The sequence below is a fragment of the Janthinobacterium sp. FW305-128 genome, assembly GCF_020858135.1.
Classification (GTDB): Bacteria; Pseudomonadota; Gammaproteobacteria; order Burkholderiales; family Burkholderiaceae_D; genus Janthinobacterium.
The window spans coordinates 246,041-263,253 of the sequence record NZ_JACYMK010000010.1 but is presented as its reverse complement, the minus strand read 5'-3'; the positions used below and the strand labels follow the sequence as shown (position 1 = coordinate 263,253).

Sequence of the window (17,213 nt, the reverse complement as noted above, 5' to 3'; positions counted from 1 at the left end):
ACCCAACAGGAAGAGCGATGAAAGACTGTAAATTTTGCGATAAAAACGGCTTGTTCATTTTGCCCTTGCGTTATGCGGCAGTGGTGGGCGAGGGCGCGGCCGGCAACGTGCCCGCACTGCCAGGCAAGTTGGGCGACAAGGTCAAGCACATCACGCTGGAGAACGCTGGCTATGCGCCGCGTCTGCTGCGCTCGGGATTTCTGTACGTGCTGATCAAGCGCGCCGGACTGTTGTACTGGGAAGGTTATTTTGCCGACGACGACGCGTTTCTGTCCAAATTTTCCGTCGATACGCCCCCCTCGGCGGCAGTGAATTTTTCCTGTGACCGCACCACCTGCGGCATCAATGCCAGCATGATCGCGATCGACAAGATCGAGTTTGTCGAAAAAATCTACCTGTTGTTTACCCCAACTGCCATGACGCAAAACAGGCTCGACGCGTATGCGGCCAATGCCGACGCCAGAGCTGAAAAGGGACAGATGCAGGTTTTCCTGCCAAAGGAGTGGGCTGCAGGCAGTACCGAGCAGCCGCACAGCCTGAAACCTGAAGAGCTTGGCAAGTATGTTCCCGAAGCCGTACTCGCCAGGCAGTATCAGAATGCCTGGAAGAGCCCCTTGGGGAAGAATCTCATGCAGCAGCTCTATATGGGAAGTTACGATGCTTATGTAGGCACGGCAAATTTTCCACTGGCGACGCCGGGCGGGCGGATGGGGACGCTGGAAGAGAAAATGGTGGCGACGAAGGCGGCAGCATTTGTTCTGTTTGACCCGATCGGCATTACGCAGGAATTGAATGATTTCCGTAATGCCGCCCTGCAGCCGCTTGAAAATTTTCTCGATAGCGAGGACAAGGAAAAAGTCAGCAATCGGCGGAAGATGGACGTCATGGTCGGCATTGATGATATCAAGGACTGTGTCATCAAATATGGCGTGGAAATCAGAAAGAAAAACCTCGATGACATGGATTCGAGGGCGCTTCCGGACATTAATAAGAATAATGCCGAAATGCTCAGGAAATTGAACCGTGTAAAAGAAGCTGAAATAATCGAAGAGAGAATGAGGAAAATTGCTGACGCGCGCGAGAAAAGGCGCGAGCAGATCCTTGCGACAAGTGAGCAGGACGCACGCGCAAACTTCGAGAAGAAATATGAGTCGCTGATCTCTGTCGCGGAAATCGATTTGCTGCGCAAGACGCTGGATAAATTGTCGCAGGAAGCCGAGGTAAGATCGAGGAAGAGAACTGCCGATCATGTCAAGTGGGTAACCTCCACGGAGCTGGTTGAGGCATTTGATAGTTATGACGAGGAAAATATCGGTAGCGGATTTTGCTTTACTTTTGAATATTCCCGGTGTGTGTTTGGCATGTTTTCCGGCAAGGAAAATGAACCTGTTCTTAAGAATTGGATGAATGTAAATTCAATTGAAAGAAAAAATTTGTACATGCGGTCAAATTTCTACAACCATAAATCTTTGTATGATCTTTCAGAAAAGGCTTTTAAAGATGCAAAAGAACAAGTCGATGCTGCAGGGGATATTTCAAAAGTACAGGCGGCACCTTGGTTAAAAGCATGCAAAGGATTGATTGATTCCTTTAAAAAAATTGACTCCGCATGGGATGAATGGTTGCGTGATGGCGGAGTGCTTAAAATTCACAACAAGGATCCATCAGCCAGCACGAAAAAGGCGATAGTAAATTTGTCAAAATACCATCGAACTGCGGAGGGGATGGCATTTGCAAAAATCTCGGAGTGGACGCAAGCAATGTCTACCAAAAGCGGGAGGCTGGACAAGGCAATTTCCAGCGTTGTCGGTGTATTGCTGTATTCAAAATTGGCCGACCTGGCTGAAAAAATAACCTTCGAGGAATTGATGCTTCCTCTGAAGAAGAAAAATATTGAAGAATTAAGAGAAAAAACAAAGAAATATGCTGAGACGCTGAAAACGGAAAATGAAAAAACAAAGTTAGAGCAGGGGATCGAAAAGAAGGCGGAGCGCATGGCCCGAAGAGAGGCCACCAGAATCGCTCAGGCAGATGCGGCAAAAGTGGAAGGAAGCATACAAAATCTGATGGAGGATGAGCAGGTAAAGGTAAAAAACAAGGTAAAGATTGCACTGGATGAATTGGACGTGGGGAAAAGGCCAGAGACCAATAATTTTCGCCATGCGCGCATGGGTGTTCTTTTAATGTCAATTGAAAGCCTTTCTCTGGCGACAAAATTGCCTCATTTCAACGATTCCCCCAGGCTGAAGGCTGAGGTGGCAGCCTCAATATTGTCATTGAGCAGTATGTCTTTTGATCTGGTTTATTCTGTGACAAAGTCTATAAGGGAAATTTATCCTTACAGTAAAATTGTGGGAATAAATAAAGCCGCAGATATTATTCGTGGTGGCTTCAAAATGGCTGCTGGGTTTCTTGGGGCACTTTCTGGCGGAATTATATTTTGGTTGGATGTTATTTCCGCTAATGAAGAGAGTAAAAAGGAAAGGACTGATAGAATTCTAGTAGGTATTTATGCTGGGCGGGCGTTTTTTGGCCTGGGCAACATTGGCCTAGGGGTGGTTGCGGCATTTTCGTATTCCTCTCCTTTGATTTCGCGATTAGCCGGATCATTATTGGCAAAAAATTCAAGTCTTTCCTTAACGCTGGCAAAATTTTTTGTAGGAACTGCTGCCCTTGCTAAAAAGGTGGGCGATGGTAGAACTGTTTTATTAATAAGATTGGCACGGTTTAATCTTATTGGTGTAGGAATAACTGTTGTCGAAGTCGGGTATCGAGTATGGATTATGGATGATGATCTAGAGAATTGGTTTCAAGCATGTAGTTTTAGGAAAAAAAGAGGGTTATTTAGTGAAATTCCGTTTGATTCTGTTGAGAAAGAATTAATGGAATTGCAGAAGGCATTAAAAACTATTCAATCATAATTCTTAGGAATAGCCTGATGAGAAACGAGAATATTGAAAATACTTCTTCCGAAGAGGTTTTTTTTACTGTGGAAGGAAAAATCACAGAATTTCATGTGGCTGAAACCAATGTCAATTTACTCAGTAAAATTGAAAACAGTCTTGCGGAAAAGAATCTGGCAGGTGGTATTGCCGCCGTAATAAATGGCATGCCAGGGGCATTGGCAAATTCAGCCATGCTAAGTTTTTACGATGGCGAAGATATGTTCAATTTTGCCGGGTTGGTTAACGGGAAAGTAGTCTGTGGGGTTTTTAGAGACGCTGACAAGATCAAGGATGGCGATTTTATTAAATTGGTAGTCACAAAGAAAAAGGATGTGCTGTACGTGCATAGTTTGCTCCGTATTGACGATAGCTTGTTGCTAATGCCTCTGAATACCTATTGCGGGGAGCGTGCTTTTTTTTGGAGTTGCATGAAATTTGCGCGGAATATGATATTGTTTATGTGGATTATGGCTTTTGCTGCACTTTTTTCATATGTTGATGTATCTGTAGAAAAAAAAGAATATTTAATTGTGGCATGTGGAATTATATTCTTTGCGCCTTTAATTTTTTGGTTCCCTTTCGAATATTGGACCTTCAGAACCATGCGTGACTATTCAATATGTGCGACAGAAATTTTCGCTGCCCATGGTTTTCCAAGGCCAAGTGACTTTGATATACGAAAGGGTGCTACTTTATTCAAGGATCACAGTTATGGCTTTATCGGATACAGTTGTGAATTGGCCTTGAAAAAACACAAATCAAAATACAAAATTTAATCTTCCTGGCAATTATCTTGATAAATTTTCTATTGATTTTAAAGTTCGATCTAAGCCGCTTCCTGCACGAAATTGATGGCATTGCGAGAGAAATATTGCCAGCTCAGGGATTGAAGAAAATATATGCATGAATTATCCTATCAATTAACACAAGGAATTGTTGTGAATTTAATAATTCGCGACACTCACGTGAATTATTTGCAGAATTCCCAGCAATCCAAGAACATGTCCGGTTTGGCGGCGGTCGTTCATGCTGCGACGGTGGAGCCTGGCGCTGTTCACAACGCACAGGCAGCGACAAGTGATGGTGATCCCGTTACAGGGTTCACCATGAATGTCAATGGAAAATTGATTATTGGGAGTTTTTGGAAGGTTGGTTTTAAGGATGGGGATTCGGTTCAAGTGGTTGGGTATCAAAAAAACAATGAATTTATTGCTGTAGCAGTAGTTGATGTAAAGCAAAACAAGATATGGATGCAGCCACATTCTGAACGTGGAACAATTGCCAAAAAATATCATCTATTAAAATGTTGTGGCTATGCTTTTATTGCATTATATATTTTAGCAATTTTGGCGTCACTTTTTGGTGGAATTCCGGTCTGGTTCATGTTAGTTTGCGCTACTTTTAGTACTCCAATTATTCTATCTCTAACCGTTGGCTTGAGTTGGAAAGATTTCATGGAGTTATCAAAGGAAATGAATAGAGTGGGGAAGGCACTAGGAATCGCTGAGCCGAAAAAAATTGATCTTTTTAAAAGTACGAGAAAATCAAGAAATTCAGGAAAGCCCGCTTTGCCGATGGGTGTGTATTATCTTTAGGCGCGAAGGAGACGCTCTATAGAGATATTTCTAGACGATTTGACGCTTGTGCTTGCAAGCCATCTTTTCTATGAGCGACTGGAATGAGCGACAGGAATCGAATCGCCTACTTGTTGATCGATGAATGCTCAACCGATACGCCCAGGCTGTCCATAATTTATTGAAGATGTATATCTGGTGTAGATCAGGAATGACAAATTGACGAACCGGTTTCAAGTATGCAGCTTGAGGAAAATATGAGAGTAGCTTAGCGAATAGTCGTTTGATTCTGTTGAAAAATTAATGCAATTGCAGAAGGCATTAAAGACGGTTCAACTATAATTGTTAGGAAGCGCATGGTGGCTGAAGAGAATAATGAAAATGCATCTTCCGACGAGGATTTTTTCATAGTGGAAGGAAAACTCACAGAATTTCATATGGCTGCAACAAATGTAAATTTACTTGGTAAAATTGAAAGCAGCCTTGCGGAAAAGAATCTGGCAGGTGGTGTCACGGCCGTCATCAATGGCATGCCAGGGGCATTGGCAAACGCAGCCATGCTGAGTTTTTACGATGGTGAAGATATGTACAACTTTGCCGGCCTAGTTAACGGCAAAGTGGTGTGTGGTGTCTTTGATAATGCTAATAAGCTCAAGGATGGCGATGTTGTCAAGCTGGTTGTGACTGAACGGCGGGAGATACTGCATGTACACAGTCTGCTGCGCATCGGCGATAGTTTGTTATTAATGCCATTGAATACCTATTGCGGAGAGCGGGCATTTTTCAGGGCCTGTATGAAGGTCGCTTGGCGTTTTACCTTATTCATCTGGATCGTGATGTTTGGCGGGTTTTTTTACAGCGTCGATATTTCCATGGATGACCTGGTAAAGCCCTTGATAGCCTGCAGTATTATATTGCTGCTTCCTTTGCTGATCATTTTTCCATTTGAATACTGGACCTACAAGTCCATGCGTTATTATTCAGAATATGCATCAGCGATTTTCACTGCATATGGTTTTCCAAAGCCGGATGATTTGGATATACGCGGCGGCATTACCATGTATAAAGATCAAAGCTATGTATATGGTGGCGTGAATTGTGATTTGGCTTTGAGGAGGCACAGGTCGAAATACAATATTCAATCTGCCTGATAAATTTCAATTAAATTTTAAATTTTATATTGTTGATCCAAAAATGAATTGTTTTGAGAAAAATAGTGCCGCATCCTCACCTTGTTTAATGTAATGAAAACGCAGAAAATAAAAAAATTCAGTCATCCTTATCAGGACGCGCATGACGGTTGAAAAGAGTAATGTACATACTTGTTCCGAAGAGGTTTTTTTTACTGTGGAAGGGATACTCACGGAATTTCATATGGCGGCAACAACCGTAAATTTACTCAGTAAAATTGAAAACAGCCTTGCGGAAAAGAATCTGGCAGGTGGCGTCGTCGCCGCCATCCATGGCATGCCTGGAACATTGGCAACTTCAGCCATGCTAAGTTTGTACGATGGCGAAGATATGCATAACTTTGCCGGACTGGTCAATGGAGAAGTCGTGTGTGGTACTTTTGACGATGCGGACAAAATCAAGGATGGCGATATCGTCAAATTGGTCGTGACAAGGAGAGGTGACGTCTTGCACGTACATAGTTTGCTACGCATTGAGGACAGCCTGCTATTGATGCCTCTGAATGCTTATTGCGGAGAACGCGCCTTTTTTTGGAGTTGCATGAGATTTGCAAGAAACATGACGCTATTTGTTTGGCTTGTTTTGTTTTCCGGATTTTTCTTGCTTATCGATGTGTCGCTTGAGAAAAAAGAGGATTTAATAACGGCATGTGGTGCGATATTATTGATGCCCCCGCTTTTATGGATTTGGCGGGGCGAATTGCGAGATGGATTTGAATGACGGCGGCGGTAAAGGCTGTGCGGCATGAATGAATTGGCCGCGTCATACCTCTTGCCCCGGGCGGTGTCAGGCCACGGCCACTGCCACCGTCGCCGGTGTGGCGACTTGGAAACTTCCCAAGCCGGCTACGTGGTCTGCCCCAGGCTGGCCAGGCGCGCCAAAGTCTTCTGCGCATTCATGCTACTGGCCAGTGAAACGGCGCTCATGCCGCGGCTGTCCACGGCGTCGATGCGGGCACCGTGTTGCAGCAGCAGGTCGAGGATGGCCAGGCGGTTGAACATGGCGGCCATCATCAACGGGGTCTTGCCGTCAGGGCTGGCGCCTTCCACATGCGCGCCATGCTGGAGCAGCAGTTCGGCGATCTCCAGATAGCCCTTGTAGGCCACGCCGGCCAGCGGCGTCTGGCCCTGGTCGTTGGGCACGTTGGCGTCGGCGCCAGCTGCCAGCAGCAGGCGCGATGTTTCCAGGTGGCCATGGTAGCTGGCCAGCATGATCAGGCTGTCGCCTTTTTCGTTGCGGAAGTTGACCGGGACGCCCTGGGCAAGCATGGGGCCCAGTTGCTGCGTATCGCCTTCGCGCACCAGGGCGAACAGGCTCTGGATGAATGCCAGGGTTTCGGCATCCATCGTTGGCGGGAGTTTTCGAGCATCGGCGGTCATCGTGTGCTTTCTGTGAGGTTGGGCCAGGCTTGCAGTCTACTATGCGGCTGGCACCAGCGCCTTTTGCCGCGCAGCCAGCGCTGCACCGATGAAGAGGGCGATGGCCGAGGCGATCAAGCCCCGCTCCAGTCCGGCCGGGCCGTCGGCGATCCAGCCGACCACGATGGGGCCGGCGATCTGGCCCAGCGCGAACACGGTCGTGTAGGCGCTGATGCCGGCCGTCCAGGATTGTTGCGGCAGGTTGTGCCGCACGAGGGCCGTGGTCGACGCCACCACCGACAGGAACACGGCGCCGAAGACCAGGCCGGAGAGGAAGACGACGGGCACGAAGCTCGTCAGCGCGGGCAGGATGGTGACCACGCCCAGCACGCCATTTAATATCGCCAGCGATTCGCCGCCCTTGTAGCGGTCGAGCATGCGCGCCCAGATGCGCGACGAGGCCACCACCGCCAGCCCCAATACCGTATAGAACACGGTGATCAAGTTGGCACGCATGCCTTGCTGCTTGAGCAGGGCGATGACGAAGGTCATGTAGCCGATGTAGCCGACGCCGAACATGAAATAGCCAGCCAGGCTGGGAGAAAAGTCGCGCCAGGCGAAACGCCGCGGCGTGTCGACGGCGCGCGGCGTTTCGCCGATCGTTTTGGCCGGCAGGGCCATGAGGGCGGTGGCGGCCAGGCAGGCGAGTCCCAGGGCCAGCCACGGCCATTGCCAGGCATGCGCGGCGCCGTGGTCTTGCGCGGCGGCCAATGCGGCCGGCACCAGCAGGGCCGACAGCGCGATGCCGAAGCCCGTGCCGCCGTAGTACAAACCGATGTAGAAGCCCGCGCGCTGGCTGTGCATGGAACCGAGCCGCGCCGCCAGCACGCCGCCGGCGATGAAAATGAAGGCGCTGGCCACGCCCGCGCACACGCGCTGCAGAAACAGGGCGGTCGTATCGCTGACCAGGCCCGACATCAGCATGAAGACGCTGGCCAGCAGGGACCCTGCGATCAGCAGGCGCCACACGCCCAGGCGGCGCATCAGCGCCGGCGTGGCCAGCGCGCCGAGAAAATAGCCGAGCGCATTGAAGGTGTTCATGGCCCCGGCCAGCAGGTAGGACCAGCCCAGATCGTCACGCATGGGCGGCAGCAGCAAGCCATAGGAAAAGCGCGACAGGCCCAGGGCGACTGCGGCACCCAGCGAGAGCGCCAGCGCCGTGGCCAGCGGATGGGACGGGGAAGGATCGTGTGTCGGCATGGCCTCAATACTCGTTTATGTGAGAGCGTGGAGTGGGCGCCGGGCGGGGGCAATCGGCGGGCAAGGTCTGTGCGGGACAGCGGCTGTGGCGCTGACGACACGCTTTTTTACTGCCAAGTTAATGAACAGGAGCCTGGAAGTCAAGCAGGGCCGCGCCTGTCATGGCAGTCAACAATGCAAATTCTGTCATCGTTACTTTTGGAGAGAATTGTGAGACATGCAATCTCATATAATTGCAATTAGGAAATTAACTTGCCAAAATTCAATTTTGCGGGTTGCTCCTGATCCTCCATATCTTAAGGGCACTATGAACAAGAATAAACCTGGCGCGTTGTTGATGGCAGCGCTGATTGGTGCGGCGTTGGCTGGCTGCGCTTCCGAATCGTCGCAAGCCCTGGCTGTTCCCACAGTCGCCAGCGCGGCCCGACCTTACGTCGGTCCACGCACACTGATCGCTGTCGGCAAGTTCGACAACCGCTCCAACTTCATGCGCGGCATCTTTTCCGATGGTGTCGATCGTCTGGGCAGCCAGTCGAAGACAATTCTGATTGCACACCTGCAAACATCCAACCGCTTCAACGTCCTCGACCGCGACAATATGGCCGAGCTCAAGCAGGAAGCTGACTTCAAGAAGCAGGGCCAGAACATCAAGGGCGCGGACTTTGTCGTCACGGGCGACGTGACCGAATTCGGCCGCAAGGAAGTGGGCGACAAGCAATTGTTCGGCATCATGGGCCGCGGCAAGACGCAGGTGGCATATGCCAAGGTCACCTTGAACGTCGTCAATATCGCCACCTCGGAAGTCGTGTATTCAGCCGGCGGCGCCGGTGAATACAGCCTGTCGAACCGCGAAGTGCTGGGCTTTGGCGGCACCGCCAGCTATGACGCCACCCTCAACGGCAAAGTCCTGGACCTGGCCATGCGCGAAGCGGTCGAGCGCCTGGTGGCCGGCGTCGAAGCGGGCGCATTGCGCAAACAATAAGGTATCCCATGACAACAATGATGAACAAGGGCGCTGCCCTGCTGGCCATGCTCGCCTGTGCCGCCCTGACCGGTTGCGCCACGCAATCGAAGACCCTGTACCAATGGGAAGGCTACCAGCCGCAAGTGTACGAATACCTGAAGGGCGAAAGCCCGGAGCAGCAGATGGCCGCCATGGAAAAAGACCTGCAAGTGATCGCTGCCAAGGGTAATCATGCGCCGCCGGGCTTCCACGCCCACCTGGGCATGCTGTACTCGATCGCCGGCAAGCCGGAGCAGGTCGCCGCACAGTTCGAAGACGAGAAAAAACTGTTCCCGGAATCGACGCCGTACATGGATTTCCTGTTGGGTAAATTGAAAAAAGGCGAGAAATTATGATGTCGCGCATGTTGAAAATGGCCCTGTGCCTGGGTCCCGCCATCTTCATGGTCGGTTGCGCCACCAAGCAGGCGGCATACGATTACACCGCCTTCAAGGCGGCCAAGCCCCGTTCCATCGTGGTCTTGCCGCCGTTGAACAACTCGCCGGAAGTCAATGCCGGCAACAGCGTCTATGCGCAAGTGACCTATCCGCTGGCCGAAGCGGGCTACTACGTGCTGCCGGTGGCCGTGGTCGGTGAAACCTTCAAGCAGAACGGCTTGACGAACGCGGCCGATATCCACGGCGTCGATGCCAAGAAGCTCAACGAGATCTTTGGCGCCGACGCGGGCCTGTACGTGACGATTTCCAAATACGGCACGACGTACGCCGTGATCGACAGCGTGACGGTGGTGGCGGTCGATGCCAAGCTGGTCGACCTGAAGACGGGCGCCTTGCTGTGGCAGGGCGCTGCCAGCGCATCGAGCAATGAAGGCAACAACAGCGGTGGCGGCGGCCTGATCGGCGCCCTGGTGACGGCGGCGGTCAAGCAGATCATCAACACCAGCACCGATGCCAGCCATCCTATCGCCGGCACGGCGAATGCGCGCCTGCTGTCGGCCGGCGTGCCGAACGGCTTGCTGTACGGCCCGCGTTCGGAACGCTACCTGGCGCAGTAAGCGTCCTGCTGCACCCGCACAGGCCCTGCATCCGCCAGGGCCTGTCGCAGGCCTGCCAGGCCCGTGTCGAAAGGCATGCCTGGCAGCGCCGAACCGTTCGTCCACGATCATCACATCCCGGCCTGCGCGATGCGCACCCGGACATGACGCAGCCCGCAGTCCGCGGAGCCTGTGAGACTTCGACTGGCGCAAGCCCACTTTCCCCAGCCACGTTAAGATAGCGGTATTTTCAAGACTGCGAGGGGCCCAAGTGCGCGTGTTGCTGGTGGAAGACGATCCGATGATCGGGGAAAGTCTGGTCGAAGGCTTGCGCGGCGAGTGCTATGCCGTGGACTGGGTGCGCGACGGCCACGATGCGGAGCTGGCGCTGGCCGGCTTCGCCTACGATTTGATGCTGCTGGACCTGGGCTTGCCCGGCAAGCAGGGCATGGACGTGCTGCGCGCCATGCGCGCGCGGGGCGCCGAGTTGCCCGTGCTGATCATCACGGCGCGCGACGGCACACCGGCCCGCGTGGAAGGACTCGACAGCGGCGCCGACGATTACCTGGTCAAACCATTCGACCTCGACGAGCTGCTGGCGCGTATCCGCGCGCTGCTGCGGCGCCGGGTCAGCCGTTCGCGCTCCGTCATCGAGCATGGCGCGCTGATCCTCGACCTGGCCAGCCACGACGTCACGTTCGAGGGCGAGCAGATCAAGCTGCCGCCGCGCGAGTTTTCCGTGCTGCGCGCCTTGCTCGACCATCCGGGCAAGGTGGTGTCGAAGCGCCAGCTGAGCGAAAAGCTGTACGGCTGGGATTGCGAAGTGGAAAGCAATACCGTCGACGTGTACGTCTACCAGCTGCGCAAGAAGCTGGGCGCGGACGCCATCCAGACCGTGCGCGGCGTGGGCTACAAGATGCGGGTGGCATCTTGCTGACCATCCGCCGCCAATTACTGCTCGGCTTGCTGGCCGCCACCTTGCTGTGCGTGCTCGGTGCCGGCATTTCGCTGTTCCGCTCGCTGCTGGAAGAAACCAATGAACTGGCCGACTTGCAGCTGCGCCAGCTGGCCGTGGCCTTGCCCGACGAGTTCGAGCCGCAGGCGGGCCTGGCCGCCGCGCAGGAGCCGGAAGAGGCGTTCGTGCTGCAGGCGTGGGACGAGGAGGGCCAGCCATTGCCCGTCCTGCAGGGCCAGCCGGCATTGCCGCGCTATGCGCTGGCCGGCTTTGCCGATGTCACATTGCACGGCGAGGACTGGCGCCTGTACGGCGAGACGCGGCGCGGCCGCTACGTGCAGGTGGCGCAGGCGCAGGCCGTGCGCGACCAGCTGGCCTGGCAGATGACCATGCGCGCCGGCGCGCCCCTGCTGGTGTTCGCCCTGATCCTGGCGCTGCTGATCGTCGCCGTGGTGGGGCGCGCGCTGGCGCCGCTGCACCGGCTGGCCGAATCCGTGGCCGGCCGTTCGCCGGAAGCGCTCACGCCGCTGGCGGCCGACGACATGCCGCCCGAACTGCGGCCCGTGGCGCTGGCGCTGAACAGCTTGATGGGCCAGTTCGAGGCGGCGCTGACGGCGCAGCGCACCTTTGTTGCCGATGCCGCGCATGAATTGCGTTCGCCGCTGACGGCGCTGAAACTGCAGCTGCAGGTGGCCGAGCGGGCCGGCAGCGAGGAAGAACGCCGCGTGGCGCTGGCGCGGCTGCATGAAAGGCTGGACCGCAGCACGCACCTGGTGCGCCAGCTATTGAGCCTGGCGCGCCATGAAACGGCGCTCACGGCCAGTCAGCTGCACACGGTGGACCTGGGGCAGTTGCTGGAAGCGGCCGTGGCCGACCACAGCGCGCTGGCCGACAGCCGCGCGATCGACCTGGGCGTGGTGGAAACGCTGCCGGCCCCGGTGCTGGTACAGGCCGATCCCGACGGCTTGCAGGTCTTGCTGAATAACCTGATCGACAACGCCTTGCGCTACACGCAGCAGGGCGGCCGGGTCGATCTGCAGGCGGCGCTGGAAGAGGGCAGGCCCCTGCTGCGCGTCTCCGACAACGGCCCCGGCGTGCCGCGCCAGCACCATGCACGGCTGTTCGACCGCTTCTTCCGCCCCGACGGCAACGACGCCTGGGGCTGCGGCCTGGGCCTGTCCATCGTGCGCCACATCGCCGAGCACCACCAGGCGGACATTGCGCTGGCCGACGGCGAGGCGGGGCGGGGCTTGCAGGTGACGGTGCGCTTTCCGCAAGCGGCCTGAACGAAAAAAAGCGGATGCCGGCGAGGGCATCCGCTTTTCAGTCACGCGCGAGGCGCTTAGGCCAGCTCGGTGATGAATTGCTCGCGCGCGGGGCGCACTTTTTTCAGGTCCACCAGCCAGTCGCCCTCGTCGGCGCGGTAGCCGAGCGGCAGCATGACGACGGAGCGCAAGCCTTTTTCACGCAGCTTCAGGATCTCGTCGACCTTGGCCGGATCAAAACCTTCCATCGGCGTCGAATCGACTTTTTCCTGCGCCGCGGCGATCAGGGCCGTGCCCACGCCGATATACGCCTGGCGCGCCGCGTGCTGGTAGTTGGTCTCGGCATCGCGCTGCGGATACGTGGCCAGGATCTGCTGGCGGTACGCTTCCCAGCCTTCATTCTTGAAGCCGCGCACGGTGTTGACCAGGTCAAAGCGGGCGTTGATGCGTTCGACCGTGTAATTGTCCCAGGCGGCAAACACCAGCAGGTGCGAGGCGTCCGTCACTTGCGACTGGTTCCACGCGTGCGGCTTGATCTGCTCGCGCAGGGCCGGATTCTTCACGACGAACACTTCGTAAGGATGCAGTCCGCTGGAGCTGGCCGTCAGGCGCACGGCTTCCAGAATGCGCTCGACCTTGTCTTGCGGCACCGTTTTTGTCGGGTCCATTTTCTTGGTGGCGTAACGCCATTGCAGTGTTTCGAGCAAATCGGACATGTGAATCCCTTTCAGAGTGAATAGTTCAGATTGGAAATGATAGCGGATTCAGCCATTTCAAGTGCTGCCCCTCAAAGAGAGTTGTATAGATGAGCTGTCTCTTGCCCTTTACAGCCCCACCATGGCCAGCTCCACTGCCGGGTAGCGCGCGCCTTGCACGCTGGCGGGCGCGATGGCGGCGCCGATGGCGGCCAGTTCGGCGCCGCTCAGGGTGAGTTGCGCGGCGGCCACGTTCTCTTCCAGGTGGGCCAGGCTGCGGGCGCCGGGAATCGGCACGATGTCAGTGCCTTGGGCCAGCAGCCAGGCCAGGGCCAGCTGGGCCGCCGTGGCGCCGCGCGCCGCCGCCAGGCGCTGCAGTTCGGCAACCATGTGCGCGTTGGCCGCCATCGCCGGCGGGTGGAAGCGGGGCAGGCTGTGGCGGTAATCGTCTGGCGCCAGCATGGCGCTGGATGCGAGCCGGCCCGTCAGGAAACCCCGGCCCAGCGGGCTGTAGGGTACGAAACCGATGCCGAGCGCGCGGCAGGCGGGCAGCACGTCCGCTTCCACGTCGCGGCTCCACAGCGAGTATTCGGACTGCACGGCCGCAATCGGATGCACGGCGTGGGCGCGGCGCAGGGTGGCGGCCGACACTTCCGACAGGCCCAGGTGGCGCACCTTGCCCGCCCGTACCAGTTCGGCCATGGCGCCGACCACGTCTTCGATGGGCACGGCCGGGTCCACGCGGTGCTGGTACAACAGGTCGATGCACTCGATGCCGAGCCGGGACAGCGATCCTTCCACCGCCTGGCGAATATGTTCGGGGCGGCTGTCGACACCGGCCATGCGTTCGACGCCCTGGCCGTGCGGCAATATCTTGAAGCCGAACTTGGTAGCGATGCTGACTTTGCCGCGCAGCTGTTTCAGGGCGCGGCCTACCAAGTCCTCGTTGGCGTAGGGGCCGTACACTTCGGCCGTATCGATCAGGGTCACGCCCAGCTCCACGGCCCGGTGCAGCACGCGCAGCGAGGCGGCCTCGTCGGCGCCGCCATAGGCAAAGCTCATGCCCATGCAGCCCAGGCCGATGGGGGCGACGCGCAAGCCGGAGTTGCCCAGTGTTCTGTGTTCCATTGTCATTTCCTTTCAAAAAAAGATGCAAGAAGTATGGATGACGGAACAGCATGCGATAAGATGGCTAATCCTGCATGCATTACTGAAGTTTTTTCATGAATATTTTCCTCGACAATGGCTGACCTCAACGAATTGACGGCCTTTGCCGCCGTCGCCCGCCTGCGCAGCTTCCGCAAGGCGGCATTGGAGCGGGGCGTGTCCGCCTCCGCCCTCAGCCATGCATTGCGCGCGCTGGAAGAGCGCCTGGGCGTGCGCCTGCTGAACCGCACCACGCGCAGCGTCACGCCGACCGAGGCGGGGCAGCAGCTGCTGGCGCGGCTGGCGCCGGCCATGCGCGAGATCGACGATGCCTTGCAAGACTTGAGCGCCTTGCAGGATGTGCCCGCAGGCACGCTGCGCCTGAACGTGCCCCGTCCCGCCGCCCGGCTGCTGCTGGCGCCCATGCTGGCCGGTTTTGTCGCGCGCTATCCGCGCGTGCAGGTCGAAGTGGTCACCGATGACAGCATGATCGATATCGTGCGCGACGGTTTTGACGCGGGCATCCGCTTCGGCGAACAGGTGGCGGCCGACATGATCGCCGTGCCCGTGGGCGCGCCGCAACCGTTCGTGGTGGTGGCGTCGCCCGCCTACCTGGCGGTGCATGGCGCACCGGGCACGCCGCGCGACTTGCTGGCGCACGCCTGCATAGGCCGGCGCTTTCCCAGCGGGCGCCAGTATGTGTGGGAGTTCGGGCAGGATGGGGAAGCCGTCAGCATCGCCGTCGGCGGGCCGCTGGTGTTCGATGACGATGAACTGATGCTGCGAGCGGCCCGCGACGGGGCGGGACTGGCCTATGTGTACGAAGCCGACGCGCGCGCCGATATCGCGGCGGGCCGGCTGGCGTGCGTGCTGGAGCGCTGGCTGCCGCCGCCGTCCCGTTACTTCCTGTACTACCCGAGCCGGCGGCAGATGCCTGCCGTGCTGCGCGCCTTTGTCGACATGGTCCGCGCCGACGGTCTTGCCTAGGCGGCGGCCGGCGGCGCGCCGTGCTCGACCGGCCACTTGACGGTAAACACGCTGCCGCCCGCCTTGCCGCGCGTGCAGGCCGCGCTGCCGCCATGCGCGCGCGCGATGGCTTCGACCACGGCCAGGCCCAGGCCGCTGCCCGCGTTCAGGTCGCCGCCGTCGCTGTCGCCGCGGCGGAAAGCCTCGAACACGTGCGGCGCCAGTTCCTCTGCAATGCCGGGGCCCGCATCCTCGACGCTCAGGTAATACTGGCCGGCCTGCACGCGGGTGCGCACGCGCAGCAGGCCCGGCTGCGCATAGCGGCGCGCGTTGTCGAGCAGGGCCAGCACGATTTGCCGGATGCGCGCCGCGTCGCAGCAGACGGGATGGTCGGACAGGTGCAGCTGCAGCGTAAAGCCGGCCGCCTCCATTTCCTGCGCCAGCAGGCGGCCCACTTCCTCGATTTCCAGGGTCAGGTCCGTCCACGCCATGCGCAGCTGCATGTGGCCGCTGTCGGCCAGGCTCAGGGTGCGCAAGTCCTCGATCAGGCGGCCCAGATCCTCGACTTGCGCCAGCAGGCTGGAAAACGGCACTTCCTCGGGCTTGAAGACGCCATCGACGACGCCCTGCAAGGTGCCGCGCAGGATGGTCACGGGCGTGCGCAGTTCGTGCGCGATGGCGGCATTCCACGTTTCGCTTTCCTTGGCGCCCCGCTGCAGGCGCTCGGCCATGCTGTTGAAGTCATCGACCAGCATGGCCGTTTCGCCCAGGCTGCGGTCGCCCGCGAAGGCGCGCGCGGACAGGTCGCCGTGGGCCACGCGGCGCACGCTGTCCATCACGGAATTGATCGGTTTTAAGATGCGCGCGGCCAGCTTGAAGGCGAAAAAGGCGGCCAGCCCCAGGCCGAAAATGGTGATGGCAAAGATCCACAGCCATTCGACGGTGCTGGGCGACCAGTCGTCGGGCTCGGACAGCATGCCGGGATCGATCTTGAAGGCGACGGCGAAGAAGATCCACGAGCCGATCCAGATGATCAGGATGCTGCACACCATCAGCACGGACATCGACAGCACGATCTGCCGGTTCAGGCCTGTAAAGCGCATCAGGCGTCGCTTTCCAGCCGGTAGCCCACGCCGCGCAGGCTGGCCGGCATGTTCATCACGCCCGCTTCCTCGAGCTTCTTGCGCAGCTTGCTGACGTGGCTGTCCACCGTGCGTTCCATCGAATTGCTTTCGGGCATGCACGACTCCAGCAATTCCAGGCGGCTGCAGACGCGGCGCGGCGTGCGCGCCAGGTGCGCCAGCAGGCGAAATTCCGTCAAGGTCAGGCTCAAGGGCACGGGCGCGCCGTCGCGCAGCACGCTGGCCACGTAGGTTTCCTGGTCGATTTCGATGGGGCCGCAGCGCAGGCGCTGGCCGCCCACCGGGTGGTGGCGCACGCGCGAACGGCGCAGCACGGCCGCCACGCGGGCCACCACTTCGGCCGGATTGAAGGGCTTGATGATGTAGTCGTCGGCGCCCACGCGCAGGGCGGCCAGCTTGTCGGCATCCTGGTCGCGGGCTGTGAGCATGATGACGGGCGTTTCGCCGCGCCGCCGCACTTCGGCCAGCACGGCCCAGCCGTCGACGCGGGGCATTTGCACGTCGAGCAGCAGCAGGTCCGGCGCCAGCGCCAGGTGCTGCTGCAGCGCTTCCTGTCCATCGAGGGCGAAGGCCGTGCGGTAGCCGTCGCGCTCCAGATAACCGGCGAGGATGCGGGCGATTTGCGGTTCATCTTCGGCGATCAGGATGAGGGCGGAAGGGGGCGTGGTAGCAAGGAAAGAGGGCTGGCTGGCGCTGTGATGATAGTTCATGCAAATAGT

The 17,213-nt window shown here is 57.4% G+C and carries 17 protein-coding genes; 11 read left to right on the top strand and 6 right to left on the bottom strand.

The features are described from left to right. The first annotated feature begins 17 nt into the window (after positions 1-17). From IGS60_RS21240 to IGS60_RS21220, 5 genes are all read left to right on the top strand, one after another. Positions 18-2,921 (top strand): T6SS effector BTH_I2691 family protein, encoded by a 2,904-nt coding sequence (locus IGS60_RS21240; protein WP_230506113.1) that lies wholly within the window; start codon positions 18-20, stop codon positions 2,919-2,921. A gap of 17 nt (positions 2,922-2,938) precedes the next feature. Next, the gene (locus IGS60_RS21235; RefSeq protein ID WP_230506112.1) at positions 2,939-3,721 is read left to right on the top strand and encodes a hypothetical protein; all 783 of its coding nucleotides are present in this window, start codon (positions 2,939-2,941) and stop codon (positions 3,719-3,721) included. Positions 3,722-3,844: 123 nt separating this feature from the next. Further along, positions 3,845-4,540 (top strand): putative type VI secretion system effector, encoded by a 696-nt coding sequence (locus IGS60_RS21230; RefSeq protein ID WP_230506111.1) that lies wholly within the window; start codon positions 3,845-3,847, stop codon positions 4,538-4,540. A gap of 335 nt (positions 4,541-4,875) precedes the next feature. Continuing rightward, on the top strand, positions 4,876-5,670 hold the full coding sequence (locus IGS60_RS21225) for a hypothetical protein (protein WP_230506110.1): 795 nt from the start codon (positions 4,876-4,878) through the stop codon (positions 5,668-5,670). A 142-nt stretch (positions 5,671-5,812) separates the two neighbouring features. Beyond that, positions 5,813-6,430, top strand: coding sequence for a hypothetical protein (locus tag IGS60_RS21220; protein WP_230506109.1), 618 nt, complete (start codon positions 5,813-5,815; stop codon positions 6,428-6,430). A 125-nt stretch (positions 6,431-6,555) separates the two neighbouring features. On the opposite strand, the gene IGS60_RS21215 is transcribed toward IGS60_RS21220, so the two are convergent. After that, positions 6,556-7,089: an ankyrin repeat domain-containing protein gene (locus IGS60_RS21215; RefSeq protein WP_230506108.1), complete on the bottom strand. Its 534-nt coding sequence runs from the start codon at positions 7,087-7,089 to the stop codon at positions 6,556-6,558. A 39-nt stretch (positions 7,090-7,128) separates the two neighbouring features. Then, the gene (locus tag IGS60_RS21210) at positions 7,129-8,328 is read right to left on the bottom strand and encodes a YbfB/YjiJ family MFS transporter (protein WP_230506107.1); all 1,200 of its coding nucleotides are present in this window, start codon (positions 8,326-8,328) and stop codon (positions 7,129-7,131) included. A 307-nt stretch (positions 8,329-8,635) separates the two neighbouring features. Here IGS60_RS21210 and IGS60_RS21205 point away from each other — a divergent pair, with 307 nt between their 5' ends. The 5 genes from IGS60_RS21205 to IGS60_RS21185 all read left to right on the top strand — a co-directional run bounded on the left by IGS60_RS21205 (position 8,636) and on the right by IGS60_RS21185 (position 12,566). Further along, on the top strand, positions 8,636-9,310 hold the full coding sequence (locus tag IGS60_RS21205) for a CsgG/HfaB family protein (RefSeq protein WP_070313143.1): 675 nt from the start codon (positions 8,636-8,638) through the stop codon (positions 9,308-9,310). 17 nt (positions 9,311-9,327) lie between these two features. Then, the gene (locus IGS60_RS21200) at positions 9,328-9,687 is read left to right on the top strand and encodes a DUF4810 domain-containing protein (RefSeq protein WP_205602385.1); all 360 of its coding nucleotides are present in this window, start codon (positions 9,328-9,330) and stop codon (positions 9,685-9,687) included. 47 nt (positions 9,688-9,734) lie between these two features. After that, on the top strand, positions 9,735-10,346 hold the full coding sequence (locus IGS60_RS21195; RefSeq protein ID WP_227742175.1) for a DUF799 domain-containing protein: 612 nt from the start codon (positions 9,735-9,737) through the stop codon (positions 10,344-10,346). 250 nt (positions 10,347-10,596) lie between these two features. Then, positions 10,597-11,262, top strand: coding sequence for a response regulator transcription factor (locus IGS60_RS21190; protein ID WP_070221497.1), 666 nt, complete (start codon positions 10,597-10,599; stop codon positions 11,260-11,262). Further along, a complete protein-coding gene (locus tag IGS60_RS21185; RefSeq protein ID WP_070221496.1) occupies positions 11,256-12,566 on the top strand; it encodes an ATP-binding protein in 1,311 nt (436 codons plus the stop codon). The genes IGS60_RS21190 and IGS60_RS21185 overlap by 7 nt, the downstream gene beginning before the upstream one ends. Before the next feature lie 56 nt (positions 12,567-12,622). Here the strand turns inward: IGS60_RS21185 and IGS60_RS21180 are convergent, their stop codons facing one another. Further along, positions 12,623-13,261, bottom strand: a complete 639-nt coding sequence (locus tag IGS60_RS21180) for an NAD(P)H-dependent oxidoreductase (RefSeq protein WP_230506106.1) — start codon at positions 13,259-13,261, stop codon at positions 12,623-12,625. Positions 13,262-13,369: 108 nt separating this feature from the next. Continuing rightward, the gene (locus IGS60_RS21175) at positions 13,370-14,368 is read right to left on the bottom strand and encodes an aldo/keto reductase (protein ID WP_230506105.1); all 999 of its coding nucleotides are present in this window, start codon (positions 14,366-14,368) and stop codon (positions 13,370-13,372) included. Between the two features lie 114 nt (positions 14,369-14,482). On the opposite strand from IGS60_RS21175, the gene IGS60_RS21170 reads away from it, so the two are divergent. Then, positions 14,483-15,373, top strand: a complete 891-nt coding sequence (locus IGS60_RS21170) for a LysR family transcriptional regulator (RefSeq protein WP_230506104.1) — start codon at positions 14,483-14,485, stop codon at positions 15,371-15,373. Here the strand turns inward: IGS60_RS21170 and IGS60_RS21165 are convergent. Together IGS60_RS21165 and IGS60_RS21160 are read right to left on the bottom strand one after the other, a co-directional pair. Continuing rightward, complete coding sequence (locus tag IGS60_RS21165) at positions 15,370-16,455, bottom strand: ATP-binding protein (protein ID WP_070313146.1); 1,086 nt, start codon at positions 16,453-16,455, stop codon at positions 15,370-15,372. The genes IGS60_RS21170 and IGS60_RS21165 overlap by 4 nt on opposite strands. Continuing rightward, positions 16,455-17,204 carry a response regulator gene (locus IGS60_RS21160; RefSeq protein ID WP_121669237.1) on the bottom strand — a complete coding sequence of 250 codons (750 nt, stop codon included), beginning with the start codon at positions 17,202-17,204 and terminating at the stop codon, positions 16,455-16,457. Before IGS60_RS21160 ends, IGS60_RS21165 begins: the two co-directional genes overlap by 1 nt. Between the last annotated feature and the right edge of the window lie 9 nt (positions 17,205-17,213).

Coding starts and splice junctions, on each gene's coding strand:
- IGS60_RS21240 (WP_230506113.1), top strand. CDS start 18: ATGAAAGACTGTAAATTTTGCGATAAAAACGGCTTGTTCATTTTGCCC.
- IGS60_RS21235 (WP_230506112.1), top strand. CDS start 2,939: ATGAGAAACGAGAATATTGAAAATACTTCTTCCGAAGAGGTTTTTTTT.
- IGS60_RS21230 (WP_230506111.1), top strand. CDS start 3,845: ATGCATGAATTATCCTATCAATTAACACAAGGAATTGTTGTGAATTTA.
- IGS60_RS21225 (WP_230506110.1), top strand. CDS start 4,876: ATGGTGGCTGAAGAGAATAATGAAAATGCATCTTCCGACGAGGATTTT.
- IGS60_RS21220 (WP_230506109.1), top strand. CDS start 5,813: ATGACGGTTGAAAAGAGTAATGTACATACTTGTTCCGAAGAGGTTTTT.
- IGS60_RS21215 (WP_230506108.1), bottom strand. CDS start 7,089: ATGACCGCCGATGCTCGAAAACTCCCGCCAACGATGGATGCCGAAACC.
- IGS60_RS21210 (WP_230506107.1), bottom strand. CDS start 8,328: ATGCCGACACACGATCCTTCCCCGTCCCATCCGCTGGCCACGGCGCTG.
- IGS60_RS21205 (WP_070313143.1), top strand. CDS start 8,636: ATGAACAAGAATAAACCTGGCGCGTTGTTGATGGCAGCGCTGATTGGT.
- IGS60_RS21200 (WP_205602385.1), top strand. CDS start 9,328: ATGATGAACAAGGGCGCTGCCCTGCTGGCCATGCTCGCCTGTGCCGCC.
- IGS60_RS21195 (WP_227742175.1), top strand. CDS start 9,735: ATGGTCGGTTGCGCCACCAAGCAGGCGGCATACGATTACACCGCCTTC.
- IGS60_RS21180 (WP_230506106.1), bottom strand. CDS start 13,261: ATGTCCGATTTGCTCGAAACACTGCAATGGCGTTACGCCACCAAGAAA.
- IGS60_RS21175 (WP_230506105.1), bottom strand. CDS start 14,368: ATGGAACACAGAACACTGGGCAACTCCGGCTTGCGCGTCGCCCCCATC.
- IGS60_RS21170 (WP_230506104.1), top strand. CDS start 14,483: ATGGCTGACCTCAACGAATTGACGGCCTTTGCCGCCGTCGCCCGCCTG.
- IGS60_RS21165 (WP_070313146.1), bottom strand. CDS start 16,455: ATGCGCTTTACAGGCCTGAACCGGCAGATCGTGCTGTCGATGTCCGTG.
- IGS60_RS21160 (WP_121669237.1), bottom strand. CDS start 17,204: ATGAACTATCATCACAGCGCCAGCCAGCCCTCTTTCCTTGCTACCACG.